Source organism: Bacteroides faecium, from assembly GCF_012113595.1.
GTDB lineage: Bacteria > Bacteroidota > Bacteroidia > Bacteroidales > Bacteroidaceae > Bacteroides > Bacteroides faecium.
In genome coordinates this window covers 3,261,141-3,285,655 of record NZ_CP050831.1, presented here as the reverse complement: position 1 = coordinate 3,285,655, position 24,515 = coordinate 3,261,141, and the positions used below count along the sequence as shown (strand labels likewise).

Annotated in this window: 13 protein-coding genes; 5 read left to right on the top strand and 8 right to left on the bottom strand. The window is 42.7% G+C overall.

Annotated elements, in window-relative coordinates:
• Positions 1-70 precede the first annotated feature (70 nt).
• From BacF7301_RS11615 to BacF7301_RS11600, 4 genes are all read left to right on the top strand, one after another.
• Entirely contained in the window at positions 71-1,312 is a 1,242-nt protein-coding gene (locus BacF7301_RS11615) for a glycoside hydrolase family 88 protein (protein ID WP_167962956.1), read from the top strand.
• A gap of 293 nt (positions 1,313-1,605) precedes the next feature.
• Positions 1,606-4,767: a SusC/RagA family TonB-linked outer membrane protein gene (locus BacF7301_RS11610; protein WP_167962954.1), complete on the top strand. Its 3,162-nt coding sequence runs from the start codon at positions 1,606-1,608 to the stop codon at positions 4,765-4,767.
• A 13-nt stretch (positions 4,768-4,780) separates the two neighbouring features.
• Positions 4,781-6,331 carry a SusD/RagB family nutrient-binding outer membrane lipoprotein gene (locus tag BacF7301_RS11605; RefSeq protein ID WP_167962952.1) on the top strand — a complete coding sequence of 517 codons (1,551 nt, stop codon included), beginning with the start codon at positions 4,781-4,783 and terminating at the stop codon, positions 6,329-6,331.
• Positions 6,332-6,342: 11 nt separating this feature from the next.
• On the top strand, positions 6,343-7,398 hold the full coding sequence (locus BacF7301_RS11600) for an endonuclease/exonuclease/phosphatase family protein (RefSeq protein WP_167962950.1): 1,056 nt from the start codon (positions 6,343-6,345) through the stop codon (positions 7,396-7,398).
• A 692-nt stretch (positions 7,399-8,090) separates the two neighbouring features.
• Here the strand turns inward: BacF7301_RS11600 and BacF7301_RS11595 are convergent.
• The 7 genes from BacF7301_RS11595 to BacF7301_RS11565 all read right to left on the bottom strand — a co-directional run bounded on the left by BacF7301_RS11595 (position 8,091) and on the right by BacF7301_RS11565 (position 21,737).
• Positions 8,091-10,214 (bottom strand): alpha-N-acetylglucosaminidase, encoded by a 2,124-nt coding sequence (locus BacF7301_RS11595; RefSeq protein ID WP_167962948.1) that lies wholly within the window; start codon positions 10,212-10,214, stop codon positions 8,091-8,093.
• 70 nt (positions 10,215-10,284) lie between these two features.
• The gene (locus BacF7301_RS11590) at positions 10,285-12,609 is read right to left on the bottom strand and encodes a beta-galactosidase (protein WP_167962946.1); all 2,325 of its coding nucleotides are present in this window, start codon (positions 12,607-12,609) and stop codon (positions 10,285-10,287) included.
• A gap of 108 nt (positions 12,610-12,717) precedes the next feature.
• Positions 12,718-14,223 carry a DUF4874 domain-containing protein gene (locus BacF7301_RS11585; protein WP_167962944.1) on the bottom strand — a complete coding sequence of 502 codons (1,506 nt, stop codon included), beginning with the start codon at positions 14,221-14,223 and terminating at the stop codon, positions 12,718-12,720.
• 11 nt (positions 14,224-14,234) lie between these two features.
• A complete protein-coding gene (locus BacF7301_RS11580; protein WP_167962942.1) occupies positions 14,235-15,575 on the bottom strand; it encodes a SusE domain-containing protein in 1,341 nt (446 codons plus the stop codon).
• Positions 15,576-15,609: 34 nt separating this feature from the next.
• Complete coding sequence (locus BacF7301_RS11575; protein WP_167962940.1) at positions 15,610-17,151, bottom strand: RagB/SusD family nutrient uptake outer membrane protein; 1,542 nt, start codon at positions 17,149-17,151, stop codon at positions 15,610-15,612.
• A gap of 16 nt (positions 17,152-17,167) precedes the next feature.
• Positions 17,168-20,551 (bottom strand): TonB-dependent receptor, encoded by a 3,384-nt coding sequence (locus tag BacF7301_RS11570; RefSeq protein ID WP_167962938.1) that lies wholly within the window; start codon positions 20,549-20,551, stop codon positions 17,168-17,170.
• 169 nt (positions 20,552-20,720) lie between these two features.
• Positions 20,721-21,737, bottom strand: coding sequence for a FecR domain-containing protein (locus BacF7301_RS11565; RefSeq protein ID WP_167962936.1), 1,017 nt, complete (start codon positions 21,735-21,737; stop codon positions 20,721-20,723).
• Between the two features lie 135 nt (positions 21,738-21,872).
• Here BacF7301_RS11565 and BacF7301_RS11560 point away from each other — a divergent pair, with 135 nt between their 5' ends.
• Entirely contained in the window at positions 21,873-22,448 is a 576-nt protein-coding gene (locus tag BacF7301_RS11560) for an RNA polymerase sigma-70 factor (RefSeq protein WP_167962934.1), read from the top strand.
• Between the two features lie 114 nt (positions 22,449-22,562).
• Here the strand turns inward: BacF7301_RS11560 and BacF7301_RS11555 are convergent, their stop codons facing one another.
• Positions 22,563-24,458 (bottom strand): sensor histidine kinase, encoded by a 1,896-nt coding sequence (locus BacF7301_RS11555; protein WP_167962932.1) that lies wholly within the window; start codon positions 24,456-24,458, stop codon positions 22,563-22,565.
• Positions 24,459-24,515 lie beyond the last annotated feature (57 nt).

The window sequence follows — 24,515 nt, the reverse complement described above, 5'->3', positions numbered from 1 at the left end:
AATTTTGTATGTCCCCTACACAATAAATACGCAATCTTTGCACCATTAACTAACAAAAACCTAAAAATATATGAAACTAGTATCCATTCTATCTTTTTACTTATTGTCAACATTTTCGACTCTGTATGGCAAAGGTGATAATAAAATAATCACCCATTCTTTTGACCGGGCAGAACAACAATATACTGCCATGCTGAAGGCCTTACCCGAACCAACCGCTTATCCGCGTACTACCGATAACAACGGAAAGTTGCGTACCACTCCGCTCAATGACTGGACGGAAGGTTTTTATCCCGGCAGCCTTTGGTATATTTACGAAAACAACGGGCAGAATACATGGAAACAGGAAGCAATCCGCTGGACAGAAGCCTTGGAGCCGCTAAAGAAACAGAAGGAGCACCATGACATCGGCTTCCTTATTTATTGCAGCTTCGGCAATGCATACCGCCTTACAAAAAAGGAAGAATACAAACATATCATCATAGAAGCAGCAAACTCACTCTGCACGCGTTTCAGCCCGAAGACAGGGTGTATCAAATCATGGAATTACCGGAAATCATGGAATGGTAAAGACGAGTGGTTCTACCCCGTTATCATCGACAATATGATGAATCTGGAATTACTTTATTTCGCCAGCAAAGTGACCGGTGACCCGCATTATGCAGAAATAGCCAACTCGCACGCTATCACCACCGCACGGGAACAATTCCGTGAAGATTACAGTAATTATCATGTAGTCAACTACGACCCGGAAACCGGGAAAGTACTCCACAAACAAACCTGTCAGGGATTCTCCGACAATTCCGCTTGGGCACGCGGACAAGCATGGGCCATTTACGGATACACAATGGCTTATAGAGAAACAAAGAAACCCGAGTTTCTGGAAATGGCACAGCACACCGCCGAATTCTGGCTCAACCACTCCAATCTGCCCGAAGACATGGTGCCCTACTGGGATTTCAATGCCGGACAGGAAGGCTATGTCCCCGAATGGGAGTATGACGCAAACGACTTCAAAGAGATACCGAGAGACGCCTCAGCCGCAGCTATCACAGCTTCCGCCCTACTTGAACTTTATCAATATGTAGATAAGAAAACAGGAAAAAGATATTACCAGGCAGCAGTGAAAACGTTAAAATCATTGGCTTCGCCAAGTTATCTGGCTACCCAAGGAACCAATGGTAACTTTCTCTTAAAACATTGCGTAGGAAGTATCCCGCACAAAAACGAAATTGACGTACCGCTGGTATATGCCGATTACTACTTCCTGGAAGCACTACACAGATATAAGAATTCAAAAGGTATAAAGTAAGCTTTTTGACAGAATATTAGAATAAGAACTTAACACAGAAAGAAGGGTGGTCCCCCTATCCACCCTTCTTCCACAAAAGAGGCCGGAAATGTTATCACATCCGGTCTCTTTTACGTTTATCCCCATAGAATTAAGCATATACAATTGTACCCCATGACAATTTTACCCTACTTTCGGTACAATCTTCCTAGGCAATCTACCTTCAAATACACAATCTTTGCACTATCATTAATCATCTGAAAAGAATCATAATTATAAAACATACTTATAACTAATTTTTAAATTATAAACTTATGAAGAACAGCACTCAACGAACGTCATGCGTTCACAACTCAAAAAAGAGTGATGCATTATCCGGAATAATGCAACTCTCAATGGCGATACTATTTGCTTTTAGTATCACGACACAGGCGGAAGCCATAGAATATCCGTCTGCAAAAGTACAGACTGCAATCAACCAGCAAAGTAAAATCAAGATTACAGGCACAGTTGTTGATCAGGCAGGAATTCCCATTATCGGTGCTAATATAACCATTAAAAACCAAACCGGTACCGGAACGATCACCGATATCGACGGCCGGTTCACATTGGAAGTCCCCGCCAATTCTACCCTTTCGATATCCTATATCGGATACAAGAATCAGGAAATAAGAGTCACAAGCAGCAAACCACTTACCATAAAACTCCAGGATGATGCCGAAGTATTAGATGAAGTTGTAGTAACAGCTTTGGGTATCAAAAGAGAGGAAAAGGCATTGGGGTATGCCGTACAGAAAGTTAGCGGCGACCAACTGACCACCATAAAAAGCGTAGATGTGACTTCCGGACTGAACGGTAAAATTGCCGGATTGAAGGTAGAAAACAGTACGGAATTCAATGAAGCCCCCAATCTAAAGCTGCGCGGCGAAAACCCGCTGATTGTTATTGACGGGGTTCCTTACAAAAATATGTCGCTACGGGATATCGCTTCGGATGATATAGAATCTATTGATGTACTGAAAGGGGCTACGGCTTCCGCCTTGTATGGTGCGCGGGGTGGTTCGGGTGCCGTCATGATTACCACCAAAAGAGGAAAAGAAGAAGGGTTGCAGGTAACCGTAAACAGCAGTACGATGTTCAATGCCGGATATTTAAAATTGCCGGAAGTACAAACATCTTACAGCTCGGGAAAAAATGGTATATACAATGATAACTCCAGTTATGTATGGGGAGCCAAACTGGACATCGGCAATGAAGCCATGCAATACAACCCGTATACTCAAGAACGGGAAATGACAGAACTGACTTCCAGAGGGAAAAATAACCTGAAAAACTTCCAGGAACTGAGTTTCATCACCAACAACAACGTAAGCGTCACTCAGAAAGGCAAATATGGAAGTATCCGTACCTCATTGACACACGTCTACAACAAAGGCCAATGGCCCAACGAGAAATTAAACAAAATAACTTATACCGTATCAGGAGACATGAAATATAAGAAATTCAGTTCCGAGGCCGGAATCACTTACAACAAGAGATTCTATCCCAATATGGGCGGATCGGCCTATCACGGTACAGGCTATATTTACAATCTTCTAGTATGGTCGGGCAGTGAATACGATATACGGGATTATAAGAATTACTGGAAAATAAAAGACGAACAATCCAATTGGTGGGATCGGGGCGGTTGGTATGACAACCCTTATTATATAGCCAACGAGTTAACAAGTTCGGACAATTACGATGTAGTCAATGCCTTTGTCAATGCTTCTTATGATATTACTTCCTGGTTGAAACTATCCCTGCGTTCGGGTGCTGATATGTATACGGAGAAAAGCGAAACTAAAGCTCCGGTAGGTTCCGTGACCGGCAAGGGAGAGAAAAAAGGATATTATTCTGTCTATCAAAAAAGAGGATTCAGTACCAATAATGATATTATGCTGACTGCCGAACATAAATTCGGTGATATCAGTGTGGACGGATTCGTCGGAGGAAATATTTACTATTACCAGAATGACAATTTAAGCTCAAACACTGCCGGCGGATTAATCATTCCGGGGTATTATTCGCTAAAAGCATCGGTAGACCCTGCCGAAACCAGTAAAACTTATAACAGCAAACAAACGAATTCCATTTACGGAAAAATAGGCTTAGCTTATAAAAGTGCGGTCTTTGTAGAAGCAACGGGACGTAACGACTGGTCGTCAACCTTACCGGAAGAGACTCGTTCTTATTTCTATCCGGCTGTTTCCGGTAGCGTAGTGCTCTCCGAATTCATCAAAATGCCCAAAGTTATCGACTTCTGGAAAATAAGAGGTTCGTGGACAACCACCAAACATGATATGGATGTATATGCTATCAATGATGTTTATTCTATCAATACCGATGTATGGGACAACATGAGTGCCGCCTACTCTCCTACAACAATTCGAAACAGCCTGCTTTCTCCTTCCCAAACACGTTCATACGAACTGGGTACAGCCATTCATTTATTTGGGAACCGCCTGCGTCTGGATTATACATATTATAATACACTCAAATTTAACAATACCCGGAACGCCGGACTCAGTTCTGTAAGCGGATACAGCAATACACAAGTCAACATGGACGAAGAACAAGTAAGAAAAGGAATGGAACTCTCCATTTCCGGTGATATCATAAAGAATCGGGAATTGACATGGTCTGCCATGTTCAACTGGTCACGCGACCGCTACTATTACCATAAAATAGACCCGGTATACTCTACTCAAAAACCTTGGGTAGCCGAAGGGGAACGTTGGGACTGGGTAGCAATTTACGACTACCAAAGGGATCCGGCAGGAAATATCGTACACGGAAGTGACGGATTCCCTCTCGTCAATAAGTTTACGACACTCAAAGGATATAGCGAACCTGATTGGATATGGGGACTCAGCACATCGGTCAACTGGAAGGGAATCACCCTGAGTATCACCATTGACGGACGTGTAGGAGGTGTCGGTTATTCTATGACAGACCAGGCCATGTGGAATTCCGGCGCACATATAGACAGTGACAATCAATATCGTTACGAAGAAGTAGTCAACAACAATAAGACATTCACAGGCCAAGGGGTCAAAGTGGTATCAGGCAAAGCCGAATGGGATGCAAACGGAAATGTAATTATGGACAACCGTGTATTTGCTCCCAATGATAAAGTCGTTTCGTATCAAGACTATATGATGAATACTAATCCATACGCATCGGGTGATAATAAAAGAGCGCAAAACTGGTTCGACAAGACGTTTATCAAGCTTCGCGACTTATCTATCAGTTACGAAATACCACAATCCGTTTGCCAGAAAATAGGAATGAAAGGTGCTTCAGTCGGCTTTGTCGGACAGAACCTGCTGATGTGGGCAAAAGAGTTTCGCTTCAGTGACCCCGATAAAGTGCAGGATGCACTAACCTCACCTTCTATCCGTTACATGGGATTTAACGTTAAGTTTGACTTCTAAAAGAATGAATAATATGAAAGCAATAAAATATATCGCGAGCCTGCTCGCCGGAATTACCCTATTTTCATGCGATAACTTTGAGGATATCAATACGAATCCGGACTCTGTGACCAAAGTATCACCCAAGCTTCTGGCAACGGGTGCCATTGTAGGGCTTATGAAACCTTCCCAAAAGAAAGATTTCGTTTATAATCAAATGACCTGCAAATATATCGGCTGGTCGGAAGCATTGGAAGGAACGCAGTATAACAACTTCGGACGCGAAAGTTTCAGCGGCTACACCTCGCTGACCAACTATAAGCTCATGGCGGAACTGACAGACAAAGACGAGACAATGAATGAAGATAAAAGGAACGCATACAAAGGTCTGGCACTTTTCCTGAAGGCTTACCGGCTATTCGAATACACTCTCAATGTAGGTGATATTCCCTATGAAGGAATCCTCGAGGGCAAGGAAGGAAATCTAACTGTAGCCTACAACACACAAGAGGATGTTTTCAAATTCCTGCTCAATGATCTGGATAAGGCACACGAATACTTCCAGAACGCCAACCAGACAACATTTGACGGTGATCCTATCTTTGGCGGAAAGGTAGAACAGTGGCACAGAGTATCGAATGCTTTAGAATTAAGAGTTCTAATCAACTTATCCAAGAAGATTAATTCCACTGACATCAATATTAAATCCAAATTTAATGAAGTACTCGACCGTAACTTGTTGTTACGTTCCAACGCTGATAATTTACAAATCACTTTCTCCACGAAAGAAGGACAGCTATATCCATTTAATGAATCATTGCATTCCTACAAACAATACGTAATGATATCCGGTCTGGTTATTGACGCACTGAAAGCCAATGAGGATTATCGCCTCTTTTATTACGCAAATCCTTCCGAAGGGAAATTAAATTCCGGTAGCCAGGAAAATGACTGGGATGCTTACATAGGAATCGACCCGTCGGATCCGATAGACGAATTAAAGCTAATAGCCGATAAGACGAAAGAATTCTGCCAGTTCAACAACAGGTATACTTCTTACGAACCCGGAGAACCTTATATCCGTATAGGCTATGCCGAACAGAATTTTATTCTCGCCGAAGCGGCATTACGCACATGGATCACCGGAGATGTAGCCGAATATTATAAAAAAGGAATTGAAGCAAGCATGAAATTCATTGCCGACAATACGCCGGATGAACAGAAGTATCATCACGGACGCAAAATGACTAGTGACATCATTACCCAAACATTAGCAAAACCCGGTATCCAGCTTAATGGAACTTTCGAAGAGGATCTCAAAAAGATCATAACTCAAAAATATCTGGCCAATTTCATGCAGTCACCCTATCAAGCCTATTATGACTACAGAAGAACCGGTTATCCTGAATTCCCGATCAATCCGCTGACCAACCAGAATCCCAACGAACCAACCAAAATGCCGGTACGCTGGTTATATCCCAGTGCAGAATATGATTATAACAAGGCAAATGTAGAAGCGGCTGTACAAAGGCAATTCAACGGTTCGGACGAAGTAAACAAGTTGATGTGGATTCTACAAGAATAAAAAAGAACGGTATGAAACTAAATTTTTATATACTACTCTTATGCCTTAGCAGCATAGGAATAACAAGTTGGGGTCGCAATGCGACCCCAACCTCTCATCTCACCGTCCTACAACTCAACATCTGGCATGAAGGGAGCATCGTGGAAGGAGGATTTGAAGCCATAGCCGATGAAGTGGCACAAGTTGATGCCGATATCGTTTTTTTCAGCGAAGTCCGCAACTACAATGGCACCTTCTTTATATCCCGCATCATTGAGGCACTTAAGAAACGTGGAAAAACTTACTATGGAGAACATAACCCTCTGGATGTAGGCATCTTATCCAAATACAATATAAGCCAGCAGGAGATTATCTATCCAAAGGACAGCGGTTGCGGCTCTATCCTAAAAGCAACTATCGGCATAGCCGGACATACTGTTGCCGTTTATTCCGCCCACTTGGATTATAAGAATTATGCTTGTTACTTACCTCGTGGTTATGATGGAAGTACCTGGAAGAAAATGACACAACCTGTTCATAATGCGGATTCCATTTTAGCGGCCAACCGGATCGCCTTTCGCGAAGAAGCCATTGAAGTATTCATCGAAAGCGCACGACAAGACATTGCCGAAGGAGCCATTGTACTATTAGGAGGAGATTTCAACGAACCTTCTCACCTTGACTGGCAGGAAGACACCAAGCATCTATGGGATCACAACGGGACGGTTGTCAACTGGGATTGTTCAAGTATGCTCTACAAAGAAGGATTCAAAGACATATATCGGACTCTATATCCTAACCCGGTCACTCACCCAGGATTCACATTTCCTTCCGACAACGACAAGATGCCTGTCAGCAAATTAACTTGGGCACCCGATGCGGACGAAAGAGACCGGATTGATTTTATTTACTTTTATCCCAATCAAGGCATTACACCACTATCAGCAGCTATTCTTGGACCGTCCCGTTCCATTGTCAGAAGTCAGCGTATAGAAGAGAGTACAGAAGACTGCTTCATCACTCCCAAAGGTGTATGGCCTTCTGATCATAAAGGAGTACTGGCTACTTTTCACATATCGCCTGAATAAGGATATGCAATAACCGAATCATATCAACATATTCAATGATACGCGGATCGGGTTATAAAGATATAAGTAAATGAGGGTATCAAGATAATCACGTATTTATTCCAATCTTCAAATCCCCCTACATTCTTAACCGGCGGTTCACCGCTTCACCTTATTACTGAAAGGCCGATGAATAAGGACATAGCGGGTGAAGGCAAAGAGTAAAACCAAGAAAGAATCACCCTTCACCGCTTTCACCTTCATTATCGCTTCGCTTGCAATGACTATTGGACATATAGATCCAAGATGGTGAACATATATAGCTGAGATGGTGGGCATATAGATCCAACACGTCAGCTATATATACTCAATATATCAAGTAGTACTACCTGATAATTAAGCTATTAATACTTGACAACTCAACTATTAATGCTTGACAGCCCAACTGTTAATGCCCTAATTTGATAGATGATTTGCTATTACCTAATTTCTTTTTGCTTATAGCATATTTCTTTTTGCTTATAGCATAATTGAATTAGCTCATAGCATATAGAAAAAACAAAGATGAAAGCGAAAAGAACGGTTCCAACCGGAATTTTCTCTTCCCTTTCACCCTATATTTCCTTATTCATCGGCATTTCAGCGACAAGATGAATCCGGTGAACCCTCGGTAAGAGTATAAGAATAAATTGTCACTATCTCATACTTTTAAGTTAATATCCATGAGATTTCTCCGCCCAAGCTTTCTCCATTCCATAGAAATTAATCGCTTCACCGGCAGATTTACCATCCAGTTCCTGTTGTTTCTGCTCAAAGAAAACTTTCCAACGCGGATAATACAAATCTTTCAAAAGACCACTCCATTCACGATGAGAATAATCATGCAACCCCCCCTGATTGGCAGCGATGCTGTCACCCCAGACTGTGATTAATGCAGACGCATTCCATTCGTAGAGTTTCTTTTCTGCGTCGGTAGTACCTAAAGAACGTGCGGCAGCCAGCCAAGAAGATACGGAGAACTCTTTCCGGGTAGACAATAAGCTGTCTTGCGATTGAATGAGTTCAAGAAATTGCCGCGTCTGCTTCCGGAAATTCTCTTTGTCTTTCCGGTCATAACTTTGGGATATATCTTCAAGCAATGCATTGCCTTTATCAGCATTACTCTGACGTACGATATCCACCAAGTCATATTCAAAATTGTTGTTGCCCTTATATTGTTCGGCCACAGAGAGCATCAAATCCGCAGCTTTCGAAGTAGAATCAGGCGAATAGAACAGTTTGGAATATCCCCATGTAGATGTCCTGTCCAAATGGAAACCCGGACGGGCACACAAAAGAGATTCTATCGTTCCCTCGCCCGGAGAGTTCTTGGGAGCATTATAAACCGTATGTTCCAACGCTCTCCATGCTTCCATAACTTCTGATGACAGTTCACCACCATAACGGGCTTTCAGATATCCTTGCAACCATGCGTCCGGTGAAAAGCGTTCCGCACGCCACGGCAATTCATATAAGAGTTCAAACATAACCGGATTATTCTCTATCCCCTCAGGGGTAGCCCCTACGCCACGCAATTTTTGCCCATTTACGTGTGCACACGCATCGTAATATCCGTTCACCAACTGATCCATCCGCCCATGCAGACCGACATTTCCTCCGAAGTTCAACAACATACAATAAAGCCAGTCATGTTTGCCGAACCCTTTCTCACGATACCACATCGAATCCGAGTCTCCCCATTGCGGACGTTTCTCACTATACAAATCCAGTACCAGCATATCACCCGGATTCAAAGATTCTATCATTGCCGGACGCGGATTCGCCTGCCATGCCTGAATCACCCAGACAGCTTCCGGATTCGCTTTCTTCATGGCTTTCATAATAGAAGCTCCGGCTTTTGCCAAGTCTACTCCTTCCGTGTTGCCACCTTCATGGAATGGATCCATACTATAATATGTAGCTTTTCCGTAAAGTTTCTCCAATTCTTCATAGTACATAGCTGCAAAGGAATCGAAATGCTCGTCTTCCGAAGAAAGGAAAGCCGGACGGGGGAAGCCGCACCACTTGCCGGGATCGGCAATCTGATAACCTAATTTCTCTCCGATATTGCGGGGAACCATTCCTGCATAACCCGGAAATACGGGTTCAATACCCAACTCACGCATACGGGATATTATCTTCTTTTGAAGCACCTCTTGTTGTTGATACCAACTGTCGGGATTAGGTCCGCCCCACCCTTCCAGATTATTCATCTGCCACCACGCCATGAAAGCCGGACCGGAGATAAATTCATTGATTTCTTCCGTTGTGTATCCGACACGTTTCAGCAGGTTGTACCAGACTACTTCCATTCCGGTAATGCTCAAAGGCATATTAATGCCATGCAATGCCATCCAGTCTATCTCTTTCTCCCAACGTTCCCAATCCCAGAAAGCCATAGAGTAGGAATAGGTACAATAATTCAGGTAATAACGGTTTTGCATAGCCGTCTCCTGATGGATTTTCTCTTTGGGAAGAGGTAGTACTTCCGGCAATTTCTGCGACGGATTATTCCAGGAAAGATGAATACCGGCTACATATTTCAGATACCAGTTCAGCCCCGTCGCCAATGATAAATCGGAATTTCCGGTTATCAGGACTTTGCCGTCTTTGGTGGTTATCTCAAAGTAGTCTTTAGACACACCGTTCTGTTCCGGCATCATCTGAAAAAGGATTCGTCCTTTCGAGGTTCCTTCCGTTACACGCTCTGCTAAAGAATTTACCGGTAACAGCTTCGGCTGGCAGCTACAAAATAGAGTCACTCCAAGTAATAAGGTTATCAAAATGCGTATGTTCATAATCGTGTTTCTTTAGATTTTTCAAAGATAGTAAATAGAAATCAAAATACTCTTCTTCTGTACGTTTTTATCAATGAAACAAGAAAAATTGCGGACGGCCATATACGTTTATCTCCTTCACTTTTCCTGATAAAAAAGCGCCTTTACGAACCTTGAAACGAAGGGCTGATACTTTATAAATTTCCTTTATATCGATAATGACACGATGTGGCTGTCCGGGTTCCGTTGCCGGATCTGTATGCCAGAATGAAGAAATATCTCCATCGAACAAATTCTCTGCCACGCCCAGATTCTTATCTGCCTGCTCGCTACTTACATAGATGGCTTCCCATCTGGTCTTATCAACCGGTTGCCCTTTATCATCCAACAATTCCACTTCTGAAATGCAGGATTGGTTGTCTTCCGTATATGAAGAAAGCGTTTCAACGCAGAAATGGCGCAGAGTGCTCACAACTGGTAAATCGAACTGCTGCCAATCGTTCGTCTCCGCCAAAGTGGTTTTCAGAAGAATATCTCCTTCTTCCAGAACAGGACTACCTGTTTGATTGCGCTGCTGTTTCTCCGGTTTGTTTTTATCTGCACCCAAACTGTCGAGAACCGGCTTGTCCAATCCTTGCAAGCTCCTCTTTCCCGTATCTTCCATTTCGAAAACAACAATTTCATTCTCGCCTGTTTTCAACCAGGGAGCAGGTATATAGAGGGTCTGTTGAGGACCGATATTCCAGAAACGCCCCAATGATTTACCATTTACCCAAACGGCTCCTTTCCCCCATTGACTCATGTCGACAAAGCAATCGCCCTCCTGTTCTATAGTAAACGTCCCCCTATGAAATGCCGGAACTCCTTTGATTTCTTTACCGAAAGACAGAGAAGACACCTTTTCTTTATAAAGAGGAAGCGGAGTGACTGCCCAGCCTGTCAATTTCTCATTACCCCAAAGTACCTGACTTGTAATCCCTTTACGATTAAAAAGAATATCAGGACCATAATTTACCCGTCCGGTATTCTCAACCAGAATTTCCAATGCAGCAGGAACTTTATGAATATCCAACGTCGTGCTGTTCTGATTATAACGACGGTCTAAGCTGGCTACTTGTTTGCCATCTACCAATATAACAGCATAATCACGCAAATCCTGAATAATCAATTTCTGCTTTCCTGCTTTTTGAATCGTTGTCTGATAATGAATATATCCGAAATCAATGCCTACATCTTCCATTGACAGCACCTCTTCCGATTGCGTAGTCTGATGGAAAGCGGCAGTCAAAGGGGCACTTTCCTTTAATTCGACTGTCGCGAAAGTGGTAGTCGGATTATCGGCAGGCACGTCCGGCAATACAGTTCCTTCGGGCAAGTATTTCTGAATCACTTCTCTGAATGCATGGTATTTGGGATAGCAATTTCCCCATTCGCCCAAAGGTGCGTCATAATCGTAACTGGTAGGTTGGGGACGAAATCCGCCGCTGGTATTGGCACCGTTCATATACCAGAAATTTGTTCCGCCATGAAACATATACATACTGACAGACACTCCGTGGCTCAGCATCCAGTCCAACTGTTCGGCAGGACGCTCATAGGCAACAGACGAATGGCGTTTTCCCCACTCATCAAACCAAGCCGGGTAGAACTCCGCCACAAAATAAGGACCGCCCGGATGGTATTTATCCACTACTTTGAAAATATCTTCACCGAACACACCGTTCAGTGTAGGCAATGCGCCGTCAACGTGTCCGGCTTCCACCTGTCCGCCACCGTCACAGGTGAACAACGGGACATTAAACCCGGCCTCTTTTATCATATCACGAATAGCGGTAAGGTATTCTTTATCTGCTGCATACGAACCGTATTCATTTTCTACCTGCACCATGATAATATTACCGCCATTGTTGATAGTCAGAGGGGACAGTTGCTTGCCAAGTTCCTTGATATATCGCTCGCAATATGACAAAAAACGAGGGTCTTTGCTACGGTAGGTCATATCTTTTTCTTTCAGAAGCCACGAAGGGTATCCGCCGAAATCCCATTCCGCACATACATACGGTCCGGGACGCAGAATGACATACAGACCTTCTTCTTGTGCGGTACGGACAAATTCGGCAATATCCGCCTGCCCGGTAAAATCAAATTCACCCGGCTGCCGTTCGTGGAAATTCCAGAATACGTAGGCGGAGACAGTGTTCAGCCCCATTGCACGCGCCCTATGCAGACGGTCACGCCAATACTCATGTGGAATACGGGGATAGTGCATTTCTCCACAAATCAATTGCACCTCTTTTCCGTTGATAATAAAAGTGCCATTTTCTATTTTAACATGCTCTGTGGGGGCAGAACAGCCCAAAATCAGAAATGGCACTAATAAGTATATAATCCAATATCGTTTTTTCTGTTTATTCATCAGTATGAAATTGTAGTAACTTATACAATCTTTTTCTTATGAAGAAAGTCCCCCGACATTTTGAAGAACTTCCTTCATAGACATTATAAATAAAATTATCCTATTGTTTTAGAATGTAACTTCACCTATCACATTTATACGGTACTGCGTATCTTCAATCATTTCCGTATTAGCGAACCGAACCGCATATTCAGGAAGCAACTGCAACAATTCAGTAGGATCCGGCAACCATAATCCGACTTTATATTTGCCTGATATACCCGGTGCGACACTACCCTCAACGTGATGAACCAAAGATTTGTACTCTTTTGTCTCCACATCATAGGGCTGCCAATCTCTCGGACTAACATCAAGTTTCTTTTTAAAAACAACACGGTTACTTTCATCCACTAACACTATATATACAGGCCGTGGATTTTTAATAGCGGCAAAACCTACATTACGTAATGGAATATCAAAGTCCAGATTTCCATTTTTCGCTTCCAACGAAACATCTTCAGAGTTGACATAAAGACGATAGCCTAAATGGTCACGAATAAATTCATAGGCAGAACGCGCTACTTTATTGCCCTCTTCATCTTTGAAATAACTTTCATCAAAGAGAATCTTATTATCCTGACACCAGTCAGAACTTATCTTATAACTTTTCCAAGCATAAATATTCAATTCATTATTCTGAGTAATATCCAAAGCATCATAATGATGCTCCTTCAATATCTTGATTGTATTAACGACTGATATTTCCTTACTCAATCCCCATTCGGTATTCTCATTATAAGGAATCTCCGCACGCACTTTTACATATGGGCTGGCATTGGCTACAATTGTATAGTCTTCCGAGCCAAACGTATAGTCATTGTCCGGTGCAAGCGGATGTTCGGAAGCTGTAAAGAAGTCATTCGCATAGCCGACACGCGCCTTTTCAGCCTCAGTAAGCATCGGGAAATTATGTATATGGCGAGGATAGCGCAAAGTCATAAAACGATCCGGATACATACTCAGGATTTCTTTTATCATCTTACCTTTATTCGTCCAATCATCTCTCAACGGAGTTGAATTACCCTCTCCCCACGCACCAATAAAGCCCATTTGCCAAAGGTCAATCAAGCCGATGTTCTTTTGAATAAAAGGCTTCAACTGTTCAAGATGTCTGAATATATCAGTGAACTGCACATTTGTCGCCCCGGCGTTATGGTCATACGCGAATATCAAGTGTATCTTATATCCCAGTCTCTTTGTATCATCAAACAACATCTGCATATTATCAAATGCCGCCTGATCCAAATCCTTACCTACATACTGCGTCAGATAAAGATATAATTGGGATAAGGTTACACCATCATTCTTCGCGCTATTTTTCCGTTCAATCTCGGGAATCCAAAAACTCTCCCAACTGCCCTCATGCCAGGGATTCTTCAAATTATCAACAAAATAATTACTCTCCAGATGATAACCCCTTTCCGGATTAACCAATGCCTTGATCGGAACAATTTCGAGTTTCGTCAAATCCCGGCTATAATCTACATATTGACCGGCAGAAAGCATTACCTCATCTGTGCAAGCCATACCCAGCACACAACATACAAACAAAAATAAATATCTCAAGCTTTTCATAATTTCCAAGTTTAATCTTCATTATAAATCAATCTCACAGAAGCAAAAGTTGACCCCGTCGGGAATGTCTGATAACCATCAAACAAGTAAGACACAGTTTGGTCGGAAGTCAGGAGATAACAATATCTCGTCATCGCATTTGTTATCGTGCCACCGCCTGTCCATCCCTGGCCGGCAGGTATAAAGTTCATCTCCCAAGTATTAAAAGTCGGGATTTGTGCTTCCGTAACCCCCAATTCCCCCCAAAACAATGGATCATAATACATAATACAATAGCATTTAGCCGATTTAATCCCTGCCAACGCAAACAATTCATCATATTCAGCTTGTGTCGGAAGTCTCCATCCTTCGGGCACAATACTATTCTTTATATTCTGAGGATAATAAGCACCAAATAACCTTACCATCTCTTCCGTTGGTTGAGGAACATTATCCCCCCTATACGCAGGTATAATATTCTCCCCTTCTATATCTGTACCATCAGGATATTTCTTCGCCCGCAGATTTTCACACAACCAAATCTGAGATGAACCATCCCTGAATTCAATCCTTCTTACAGGATAGCTTTCGACTTCATCCCCCCGTTTGTCATTGAATATCATCATGCCTGTCAAATCAATACTTTTACACATACGGGATACATTTTCACCGGTCGCCTTATTACGGACATTCCAATAAACCTTCGAAGCAGTGAAAAGCTTCAAATGCAAATCCTCAATCACTGCCTGCAATTGCGCATGTGTCACTTCAGTCTTATTTTCCGTACCTGCCGCAATGACCAACGGGTCTTCAAAATTCATATCCGTTGAGAACAATAATTCGTATCCTTGTCCGGCAGCCCCCCTTTCTTCCCATTCGAACTGCACTTTCGTGTCCTGCGCATCCGCATTCAAGACATAACGTTCGGCATCTTCGGGCTTAGTCAGGAAGTTGTGCATCCGTTTCATTGAGATTGTACGGATATCAGATGCCGCCACCTCAAGTTTTCCTGTCGGTTTCACACTCCAGTAAATGGTATGCATATCTTCCCCACTCATGTTCAAGGCAGACATGGCTATATCCAATTGATCCGGTGAAAGTTTTATTTGCGTCGTACTACCAGCCTCCACCGCATAGTAGGGTTCAAACACACTGTTAGGGCTGAAAAGTATTGTGTATGAATCATGCCCCGCATCACTCCATGAAAAACGATATGTATCCGCCACATCATTCAAATCAAAAGAGGCTTGATTGGAAGGTACCGATAGATTAACCCCGGACATCGGTATATCGACTTTCACCTCTGTCTTTTCAACACAAGCACCCAAAATGAGGCAAAGCCCCAATCCTATAATAGTTTTCAAATTTTTCATCTTCTATGTTTTAATGTATTAGTAAAACATCTGATTAATATCCCGGATTTTGTTCGATCAGTCCCATCCCCTCATTAATAACCTTCGGTGGAAGAGGGAACCGTTCGTATTTATAATGCCCGTTTACCTGAGTAGCAATCTTACCTGTCGGCTTGCCTGCAAATTCAGCTTTCTTTATTGCATATTCGATAAACTTGCCATGACGAATCAAATCCTGACGACGCACGCCCTCCATATAGAATTCGTGTCCGCGTTCTTCCAACAACTTATCCAGAAATGTCTCTACATTAGGAAAGTCACTCAACTGATACCCCTTGCCCGGAAGGCTTCTTGTACGCACATCATTCAATAAGTTGACTGCTTCTTGCGTCAGCTTATTTCCATTACGCACGATAGCTTCCGCCAATAATGTCAAGACATCGGCATATCGGTAAATCGGCATATCTATTTCGCAGTTATATCCTACCACGCCTTCTACCTTGTATTTCATCGGAACCGCACCATAATATAGAATAGAAGTGGATTTACCGTTTACGCGATCTTTCTCGTAATTATGTACCGTTCCGTCTGCCGCTGTATATTCGCCATACAAACGTTGCAGACGCTTATCATCCTTATCATAACTCTGATAAAAAGGCCAGGAAACTTTATAACCGCCCCATTTCTGAATATCTTCCGAAGTCGGAAAATCTGCTGGTAGTACGTGCGCAAACCACTGTGTCTCCATATATCCCCGCTTGGCTATCACTGCAAAAATGGTTTCTGTATTTCTTTCTCCCGCAAGAGTGAATATGGAGTTATAATCATCTACCAGTTTATATCCATACTCCGCTTTTTGCAGTTCGCGCCCAACTTCTTCAGCCTTTGCCCACTCACCTGTCTTCATATAGAACTTCAACAGCAATGTATTCGCCAGCCCTTTTGTAAATCTCCCATACTCGCTTTCATCATATTTATATGGCAAGACATTCCGGGCAGCCAATAAATGACTTTCAATATACTCGCGCATCTGTTCCTCAGTCAGCCGTGGAAGAATCTTTTCGGCTCCCGGCTCTTTCAAAGTCTCCAAATCGGCTACAGGAATCGGGCCATAAAGGTCATACAGCAAGAATGCCAAAAATCCCATACCGCAATCCAGTTCCGCATTATAACGTTCTTTCAAGTCCTGGCTCATATTCACATCTTTGATACGATCCTTGGCAAGGCACATGGATGACAAATAATTGTTAAATGTATAAATAGCCCGCGTATCGCCGGATACATGCCAGTCGTCCGCTTCATAAGAGTTGTACACAGTAGTCCACTCCCAACTACATTCCACATGGTCGGTAGACATATCAGAAGTCAATGTATATCCCCAGGCTATATTGAAAATACCCGGATTGCTCTTGTTCTTATCCAATGCATCATAATCCTGCGGATTAAATACATTGTACGCACTGGCTGTTACCAAAGCCTTCGCATCCGCCGCATTTTTAGGAAATACAGTAGGGTTGATTTTATCATAAACTTCTGTCTCCAGCTCGCATCCGGCCAATCCGAGCATCAGTAATGACAATAAATATATTTTCTTCATTTTCATAGTAACTTTTTTAGAATGTAACATTAAGGCCAAAGCTATAAGACGTAACATTAGGGTAAGAGAAATTACCGTTATCTGTTTCCGGATCCAATCCATCCCAATTGGTTATCACAAACGGGTTGCTCACTTCAGCAAAAACACGAAGATTCTTGGCGTATTTCTCTTTTACGGGAATCTTATATCCCAGGCTGATACTCCCACAACGCACATAATAAATGGACTTATTATAATAATCTCCCCAGTTGTTGCCACTACCCAAAATATAAGTAGGGTGTGTAGCAGTGGTATTTCGACTATCAAAAGACTCAACGGCTTTTACTGAAACATTTTGCCCGGTACTGATACGGTTCCACTTTTTCAGATAGCTGGCTCCCACTTTCCTGCCGGCTTCACCATAAAAATAGATGGAGAAATCGAAATTCTTGTAAGTAAAAGCATTATTCATACCATAAATAATCTTAGGATCTCCATTACCTTGATAAACCATGTCACGTTCGTCCAACACACCGTTTCCATCCAAATCAGCCAGTTTTACCATACCCGGCAACAAGTCTGCCTGAGCAGCGGGAGCCTTTTCACCTACCTGCATAATACCGATTGCATGGTAATCCCACCAGGCACGTATCGGGTCATTCTTGCTTTGATAAGCAGCAGGTTTCCAGTTCGGGTCACGTTCTTTCCAACGGTCTTCATAATGAGAAAGTGTCAATGTAGTAGTCCACGAGAAATCCTTCCGGTCGAAGTTTACTGTATTCAAAGTCAGCTCGTAACCCTTACTCTGCGTAGAACCGATATTTCCTGCGATTGTAGTCACTTCATTATAAGAAGGAATAGGCTTGGAAGTGACCAGCAAGTCAGAAATAGTACGATTAAAATACTCAGCCGTTACACGCAAACGGTTATTAAAGAAGCCAAGATCCAAACCGACATTATATTCTGTAGTTGTCTCCCAAGTTATAGCAGGATTACCCAACTCTGAAGTATATACACCAGTGCTCAGTAAATCACCCAATACATATCCGTGTCCTACCGAGTAGTAAGTATTCACCCGGTTTCCGACATTCGAATTACCAGTCTGACCGTAAGATGCTCTCAACTTGGCATAAGGAAGCCATGACAATTTTTTCATAAACTTCTCTTCACTAATCAACCAACCGGCCGATACCGACGGAAAATATCCCCAACGATGTTCCGGTTCAAAATTCGAAGCACCATCTATACGTAATGAGCCTTCCAGCAGATAGCGACCTTTCCACGAATAGTTCACACGTGCAAAATAAGAGCCTAAGCAATTCAACCAAGCACCGGAACCTACCGTCGGCTTGGGATTAGCCCCGGCCGACAGGTTATTATATTCAAATCCGTCAATAATAAAATCCGAATTGCCCGCTCTAACCGAATTGCCCGTAAACCTTTGATATGAATATCCCACCAACGCCTTTAAATTATGTTCACCCAGTGCCTTGCTGTAAGTCGCTGTCAAGTCCATCAGATAATCAGTTGAAGACTCTTGGGCTATGTTGGCTATACCGTTTTCATTTGCTCCGGACAGTGTACTCTTCGGCACGTAACTATTTCTCTTCTGACCACGGCGGTCGGCTCCCAACTGCGCTTTCAGTTCCAACCCTTCCAAAGGTTTTAACAATGCATAGGCAGAAGCCATAATTCTGTCTTTTACAGTATTGTCTTTTATCTCCAACAATGATACCGCGTTAGGAATGGAAGAGCGAGCCGGATCAATATAATAATCACCATTTTCATCGTAGACCGGCGTAGACGGATTAGCTTGAATAGCAGCAGTCAGCACCCCAGCATTCTGGTCGACTTTATCTCCTAAAGGAACATTGTCATATTTATTCTGCGCATAAGAAGCACTTAATCCGACAGTCAGCATCTTATTTATATCCTGATCCAAGTTAACACGGGCGGATAGACGAGTGGCAGCATTGTTTTTCACCACACCGTCCTGATGCATATAGTTCACAGAAACCAAATAACGTGTACTTTCTGTTCCACCATTGATAGAAAGATTATGTTGCTGCATATATCCCGTACGTGTCACCTCGTCCAACCAGTCAGTACCTTTCGCCTGGTTAATTTTATCGTAAGAGTAGGTAGGAGTAAATGTTCCGATTTTCTCCGGTTTGCTGACGTATCCTTCGTAAATGCCCAATCCGTTACTTGCCAGATAGTTTTCATAGTCTTGTTCGTTACGTTCAAGCATGAATGATTTCACATCCAGCATTTGATATTGGGCACGAATCTTCTGCACAGACCCCGAACCTGAATAAGAAATTCTCGGTTTACCGGATTTACCACGTTTAGTAGTGATAAGAATAACACCGTGCCCGGCTCTGGAACCATAAATGGCTGTGGATGCCGCATCTTTCAAAACTGTGATTGATTCAATATCATCAGGACTCAATGATTCCAAAACATTATCCGTAGTGCCCGCTTCGTAGATATTTCCTGAGTCAAGGGTATTGGATGAACTCACCGGAAATCCGTCAATTACGAAAAGCGGCTCATTACCCGCTCCCGTAGAAGCCTCACCACGGATACGGAACTTGGAACCACCGCCCGGTTGGGCTGACACCTGATTGACACGCAAACCTGCGGCCTTACCAGCCAGCGCGTGTGCAACAGTAGATACCGTAGAAGTTTCCATATCTTTCATATCCATGACTGATACAGCACCAGTCAACGTTTTCTTATTCTGCGTACCATATCCCACAACGACAACCTCATCCAACTGCTTAGCATCTTCCAGCAACGTTATATTAAGTTCCTTTCCTGCCTGCACAATAACCGTTTGTGGCTGATAACCAATATAAGTAATATCCAGTTGTGCTTTTGAAGAAGAAACTGAAAGTTTAAAACGACCGTCAACATCGGTTATCGTTCCGTTACCTTTCACTCCTTTCTCCAATACACTGGCTCCGATGATTGGCTCTCCTTTAAGATCCAACACTGTACCCGATACTGCAACTGTCTTTTCTTGTTGTGGCGACTGCGCCTCAACAGACAATATAATCTTCTTATCCAATACTGAATATTTCACATCCGTACCGGCAAAGATTTCTTTCAATACACTGAAGATATTACTCTTATCAGCCGAGACTGATACACGGCGGTTCAAATCCACATGTTTGTTGTTAAAGAAAAAGTCAAAGTCCGACTGTTCTTCAATCTCTTTCAGAATATCCTCTACACGCTGATTGCGGGCATCGATACTAATCATAGCTTTCTGAGCGTAACTATCGGCCGCATAACCCAGTCCGATAGAACATACTAAGAACAAAACTAATAGTCTCATAGATAATGGGATTTTTTTTGAGGTTAGCCAAAGCGACTTTACCACCCATAAAAATTGGATGCTAAAATAATTTTGCATAAATTTGTAATGACTTAAAGTTAATAAAAAGTTTATCTAAGCTTGTCGCCAAACAAGCATCAAAAAGATTTACCGATTTCCATACGGGAAGATACGCCAATATCATCCCGTATGTTTTTTATTTAAGGGGGTCTGTCTTTCATTGCATTTCTGTATTAAGGTTATTCAATCAATATATTTCAATCTTACTCTTTTCATCTGTTATATCCGGAGAATCAAGATAACGCCAGCGGATTTGAGAAGAAAGCTGGAAGTATTCAAGGATACGTTCCAGGCGTTGGTTGGTGAATGTACCTGTAAATGAATCTCCTTTCAAACGATTGTTTTTAATGATAAACTCTACATTATACCGTTTTTCCAACATTCGCAAGCCTTCTTCCAAAGGAGTGTTTCTGAATATAATCTTACCTTCCTTCCAAGCTGTCTCCGATTCACCGGAAGTGGCATAAAGTTGTACCTTACTGTCTTTCGAGTCATAGATCAGTTTTTGGCCGGGAGCCATTAATACTTTCTTAGAAGCATTATCGCATTTATAGATAAAACCGATTTTCCCTTCTACCAATGTGGCCGAAACTCTATTTTCTTTTTCGTATGCTTCTACATTGAAATGAGTACCCAATACTTCTATTTGCGACTGATGGGAAGTAGAAACGATAAACTTCTTTTCCGGATTCTTGGCTACTTCGAAATAAGCTTCTCCCTGTAAGTTTACGTTTCGCGTATCCCCGTCGAAGCATGACGGGTAACTTAGTGTTGATTCTGAATTCAAGAATACAAGTGTACCGTCAGGTAATGTTAATGAAGTAGTCATTCCGGGATTAGTCTTTATCTCCATCATTTGTGCCAGCTCTTGCTCATCATTTCCCCAATGCTGCACCATCAAAGTGACGAGAAGTGGAATGAACAGAACTGCTGCCGCACGTTGTGCCCATTCCCACCACATCGTTTTCTTCTTACCTGTCATCCTGCTTTTTACCCTTGACAAAGCTTTCTCCGTGTCTACTTTCTTCATAACATGAAGTGTATCCGTAGCCAAATAAAGTGCATGAACTTGTTTTGCCGTCCGCCGGTTCTCTTCCGATTCATCCATCCAAGTTTCGACTTGCAGGCGTTCTTCCTCCGTTGTCAGTCCTTCACAATAACGGGGAAGCAGTTCTTCTATCGTATTTTTACCTGTATTATCCATATGCTGTTTTTATTGCCTTTTATTATAAGACAAGAGAAAACCGGAAGACTCCTAAACTAAAAACCATTTTTTTTCAGAAAATCTTTGTTTTCTTATAAAAAGGCTATATTTGCAGTGAAATAACAAAACTAATGCATGAAAGAAACCTACCAATCAAACAACGATTTCCTGTTATCAGCCGTCCAACACGGGGACTTGAAAGCATTCGACATACTGTTTCGGAGATATTATCCGATATTGTGTGCGTATGGTCACCGGTTTGTCGACTTGGAAGATGCGGAAGAGATTGTGGAAGATTCTCTTTTATGGATTTGGGAAAATCGGGAAACACTGGTTATTGAATCTTCTCTGAACTCCTACCTTTTTAAGATGGTGTACCGCAGGGCTTTAAACAAGCTCGCGCATATTGACGCCACCCAACGAGCCGACACCCGTTTCTATGAAGAAATGCAGGAAATGCTGCAAGATACAGACTACTACCAGGTTGAAGAACTCACCAAACGGATTGAGGAAGCTGTCGCGGCACTGCCCGAAAGCTATCGGGAAGCCTTCGTGATGCACCGTTTCCGGGACATGAGCTACAAAGAGATTGCGGAGACACTGGGTGTATCACCAAAAACGATAGATTACCGCATTCAGCAGGCATTAAAGCAACTGCGTGTGGATTTGAAGGATTACCTTCCGTTACTACTACCACTTTTATTTCCTTGAGGCAGGCTAGATAGATAAAATTCCGCCGGACATTGTCTTGTTTACCACTATCAGTCAGGTGAAAGCATAACGCTTCACCTACCAGATACTTATGAGATTAATAAACAACTGATTTTATTCCTTCCGGTAAGGCAGAGTAAACCAAAAAGTAGAGCCTTCGCCTTCTTTTGAGTCCACTCCTATTTTTCCTTTCAAACGGTCAACAATCGTATGGCAAATAGAAAGTCCCAATCCCGTGCCTTGTATGAAAGGATTGTATTTCACAAATCGCTCGAATACATGGGCGCATTGCTCATGCGACATTCCACAGCCGGTATCCGACACATAAAAACAAATCGTTCCGGCATCTACCATGCGGTATCCCATACGGATATTTCCCACCTTAGTAAATTTGATCGCGTTGATTGCGAAGTTGGAAAGTAATTGCATCAGACGGTTCTTATCTATATAAAAAGTACATTCCGGTAACCGTTCGGTAAATGTGAAAGTAACAGTGTCGCTTTTCAGACGCAACTGCATACTCTGCTCGATTTCCGTCAGAGTCTGATTCACATCAATTAATGAAGGGCAGAAGTCGAATGTTCCCGCCTCAATCTTCGATAAGTCCAGAATATCATTAATCAATTGGAGCAACAGGTCTGTATTGGTTTCGATGATGTCCGCATATTCGCGCATCTTTGCGCGGTCTTCTATTTCGGGAAGCATATTTGAGAAACCGACAATCGCATTTAATGGCGTACGTATCTCGTGGCTCATATTGGCAAGGAAAGCGGATTTCAGTTGGTTGGCCTGCTCTGCTTTCTCCATCGCTTCGTGCAGGCGGCTATATGCTTTCCGAAGAAGGCGGATATAATAGGTAATAGCGGCGACCAACACAAATAAGAAAATGGCACCGGAAAGGATTTCGGTACGATATTGCTGGAAAAAAGTTTTGGGTTCATTGACGTAAAAAGCATCCTTCGGATAAAGGTATGAAGGGATATTGTAAGATTTCAACACCGGATAACAGAGATAAGCACTTCCTTCCCCACCCACTCTGCCCGGGATATTCCGCGCTTGCTCTCCATTCAATATGCGTTCAAGGGTTTCTAACAAGGAATCACAAAAAGATTCAGTTGAAACATAATAGCCACCGGCATAAGTATTGTTCGACAGGTCTTCGGGAGAAAGCAGGAACAGAGGGGACGGAATGAAATTGGTGATAATCTCCTGGATATGGTCGAAAAGGTAGTTGTTATCGTTTTCGTTGTGCGACTCAAACCATGAATAATAGATGATTCCCGTATTCGGTTTATAACTGCGTAAAGTATCCAGTAGCATTTCTGTCGACAAGTGGGTGGTGGAAAGAAGATCCAGTTGCAAGTCAGGGAAGTTTTTCTCTACCGCTTCTTTTACGTCTCTACGGGTTTCCTCACTGATATATCTGTCATCTGAGATGAATGCCACCCGCTCCATATCAGGTATCAGTTGATAAATCAGTTCGATTGTTTCCTTGGCATAATAATGCTGCTTTAAGATTGTCATGTTATATCCCCGTCTCCATTCTTCACCGGGGACGCTGTTCGTTTCCGTCAGTGGGGCATGAGACAACAGAATATCCAGAGATGCAGGCAAATGGTCGCGGGCATTTGTCACAATCACCGGGACATCTTTCCAAACATCATCAAACAGTTCGCGGCATACAATCCATCCCGGATCTCCAATCAATACAACGGCTGCGGGCGGCACAGGATATTTCTGGCGCAAATGGTCGACTACGGCCTTTGCTTCCATCTCGTTCGCTAAAGCAGGTACACAAAGTGACTCCGCTTTGGCAGAGATGCCTTTTTTCTGAAGGGCATCGTGCACATACCAATAAAAGTTTTTAGCCCAGGGAAGATTAAAATTAATGGAGTTCAATACCAGTACTTCTTTATTTGAACTTTCGTCCCGAGCGGACACGGGCGATAAGATTCCCTCGATAATAAGGAATAATCCGAGAAATGAGATAATCCGTAGCGCTTGTTTCATTTGTGATATTCTATAATAATAGCGGAAGCAAAGATAACATTAATTTCTTTTTTCAAA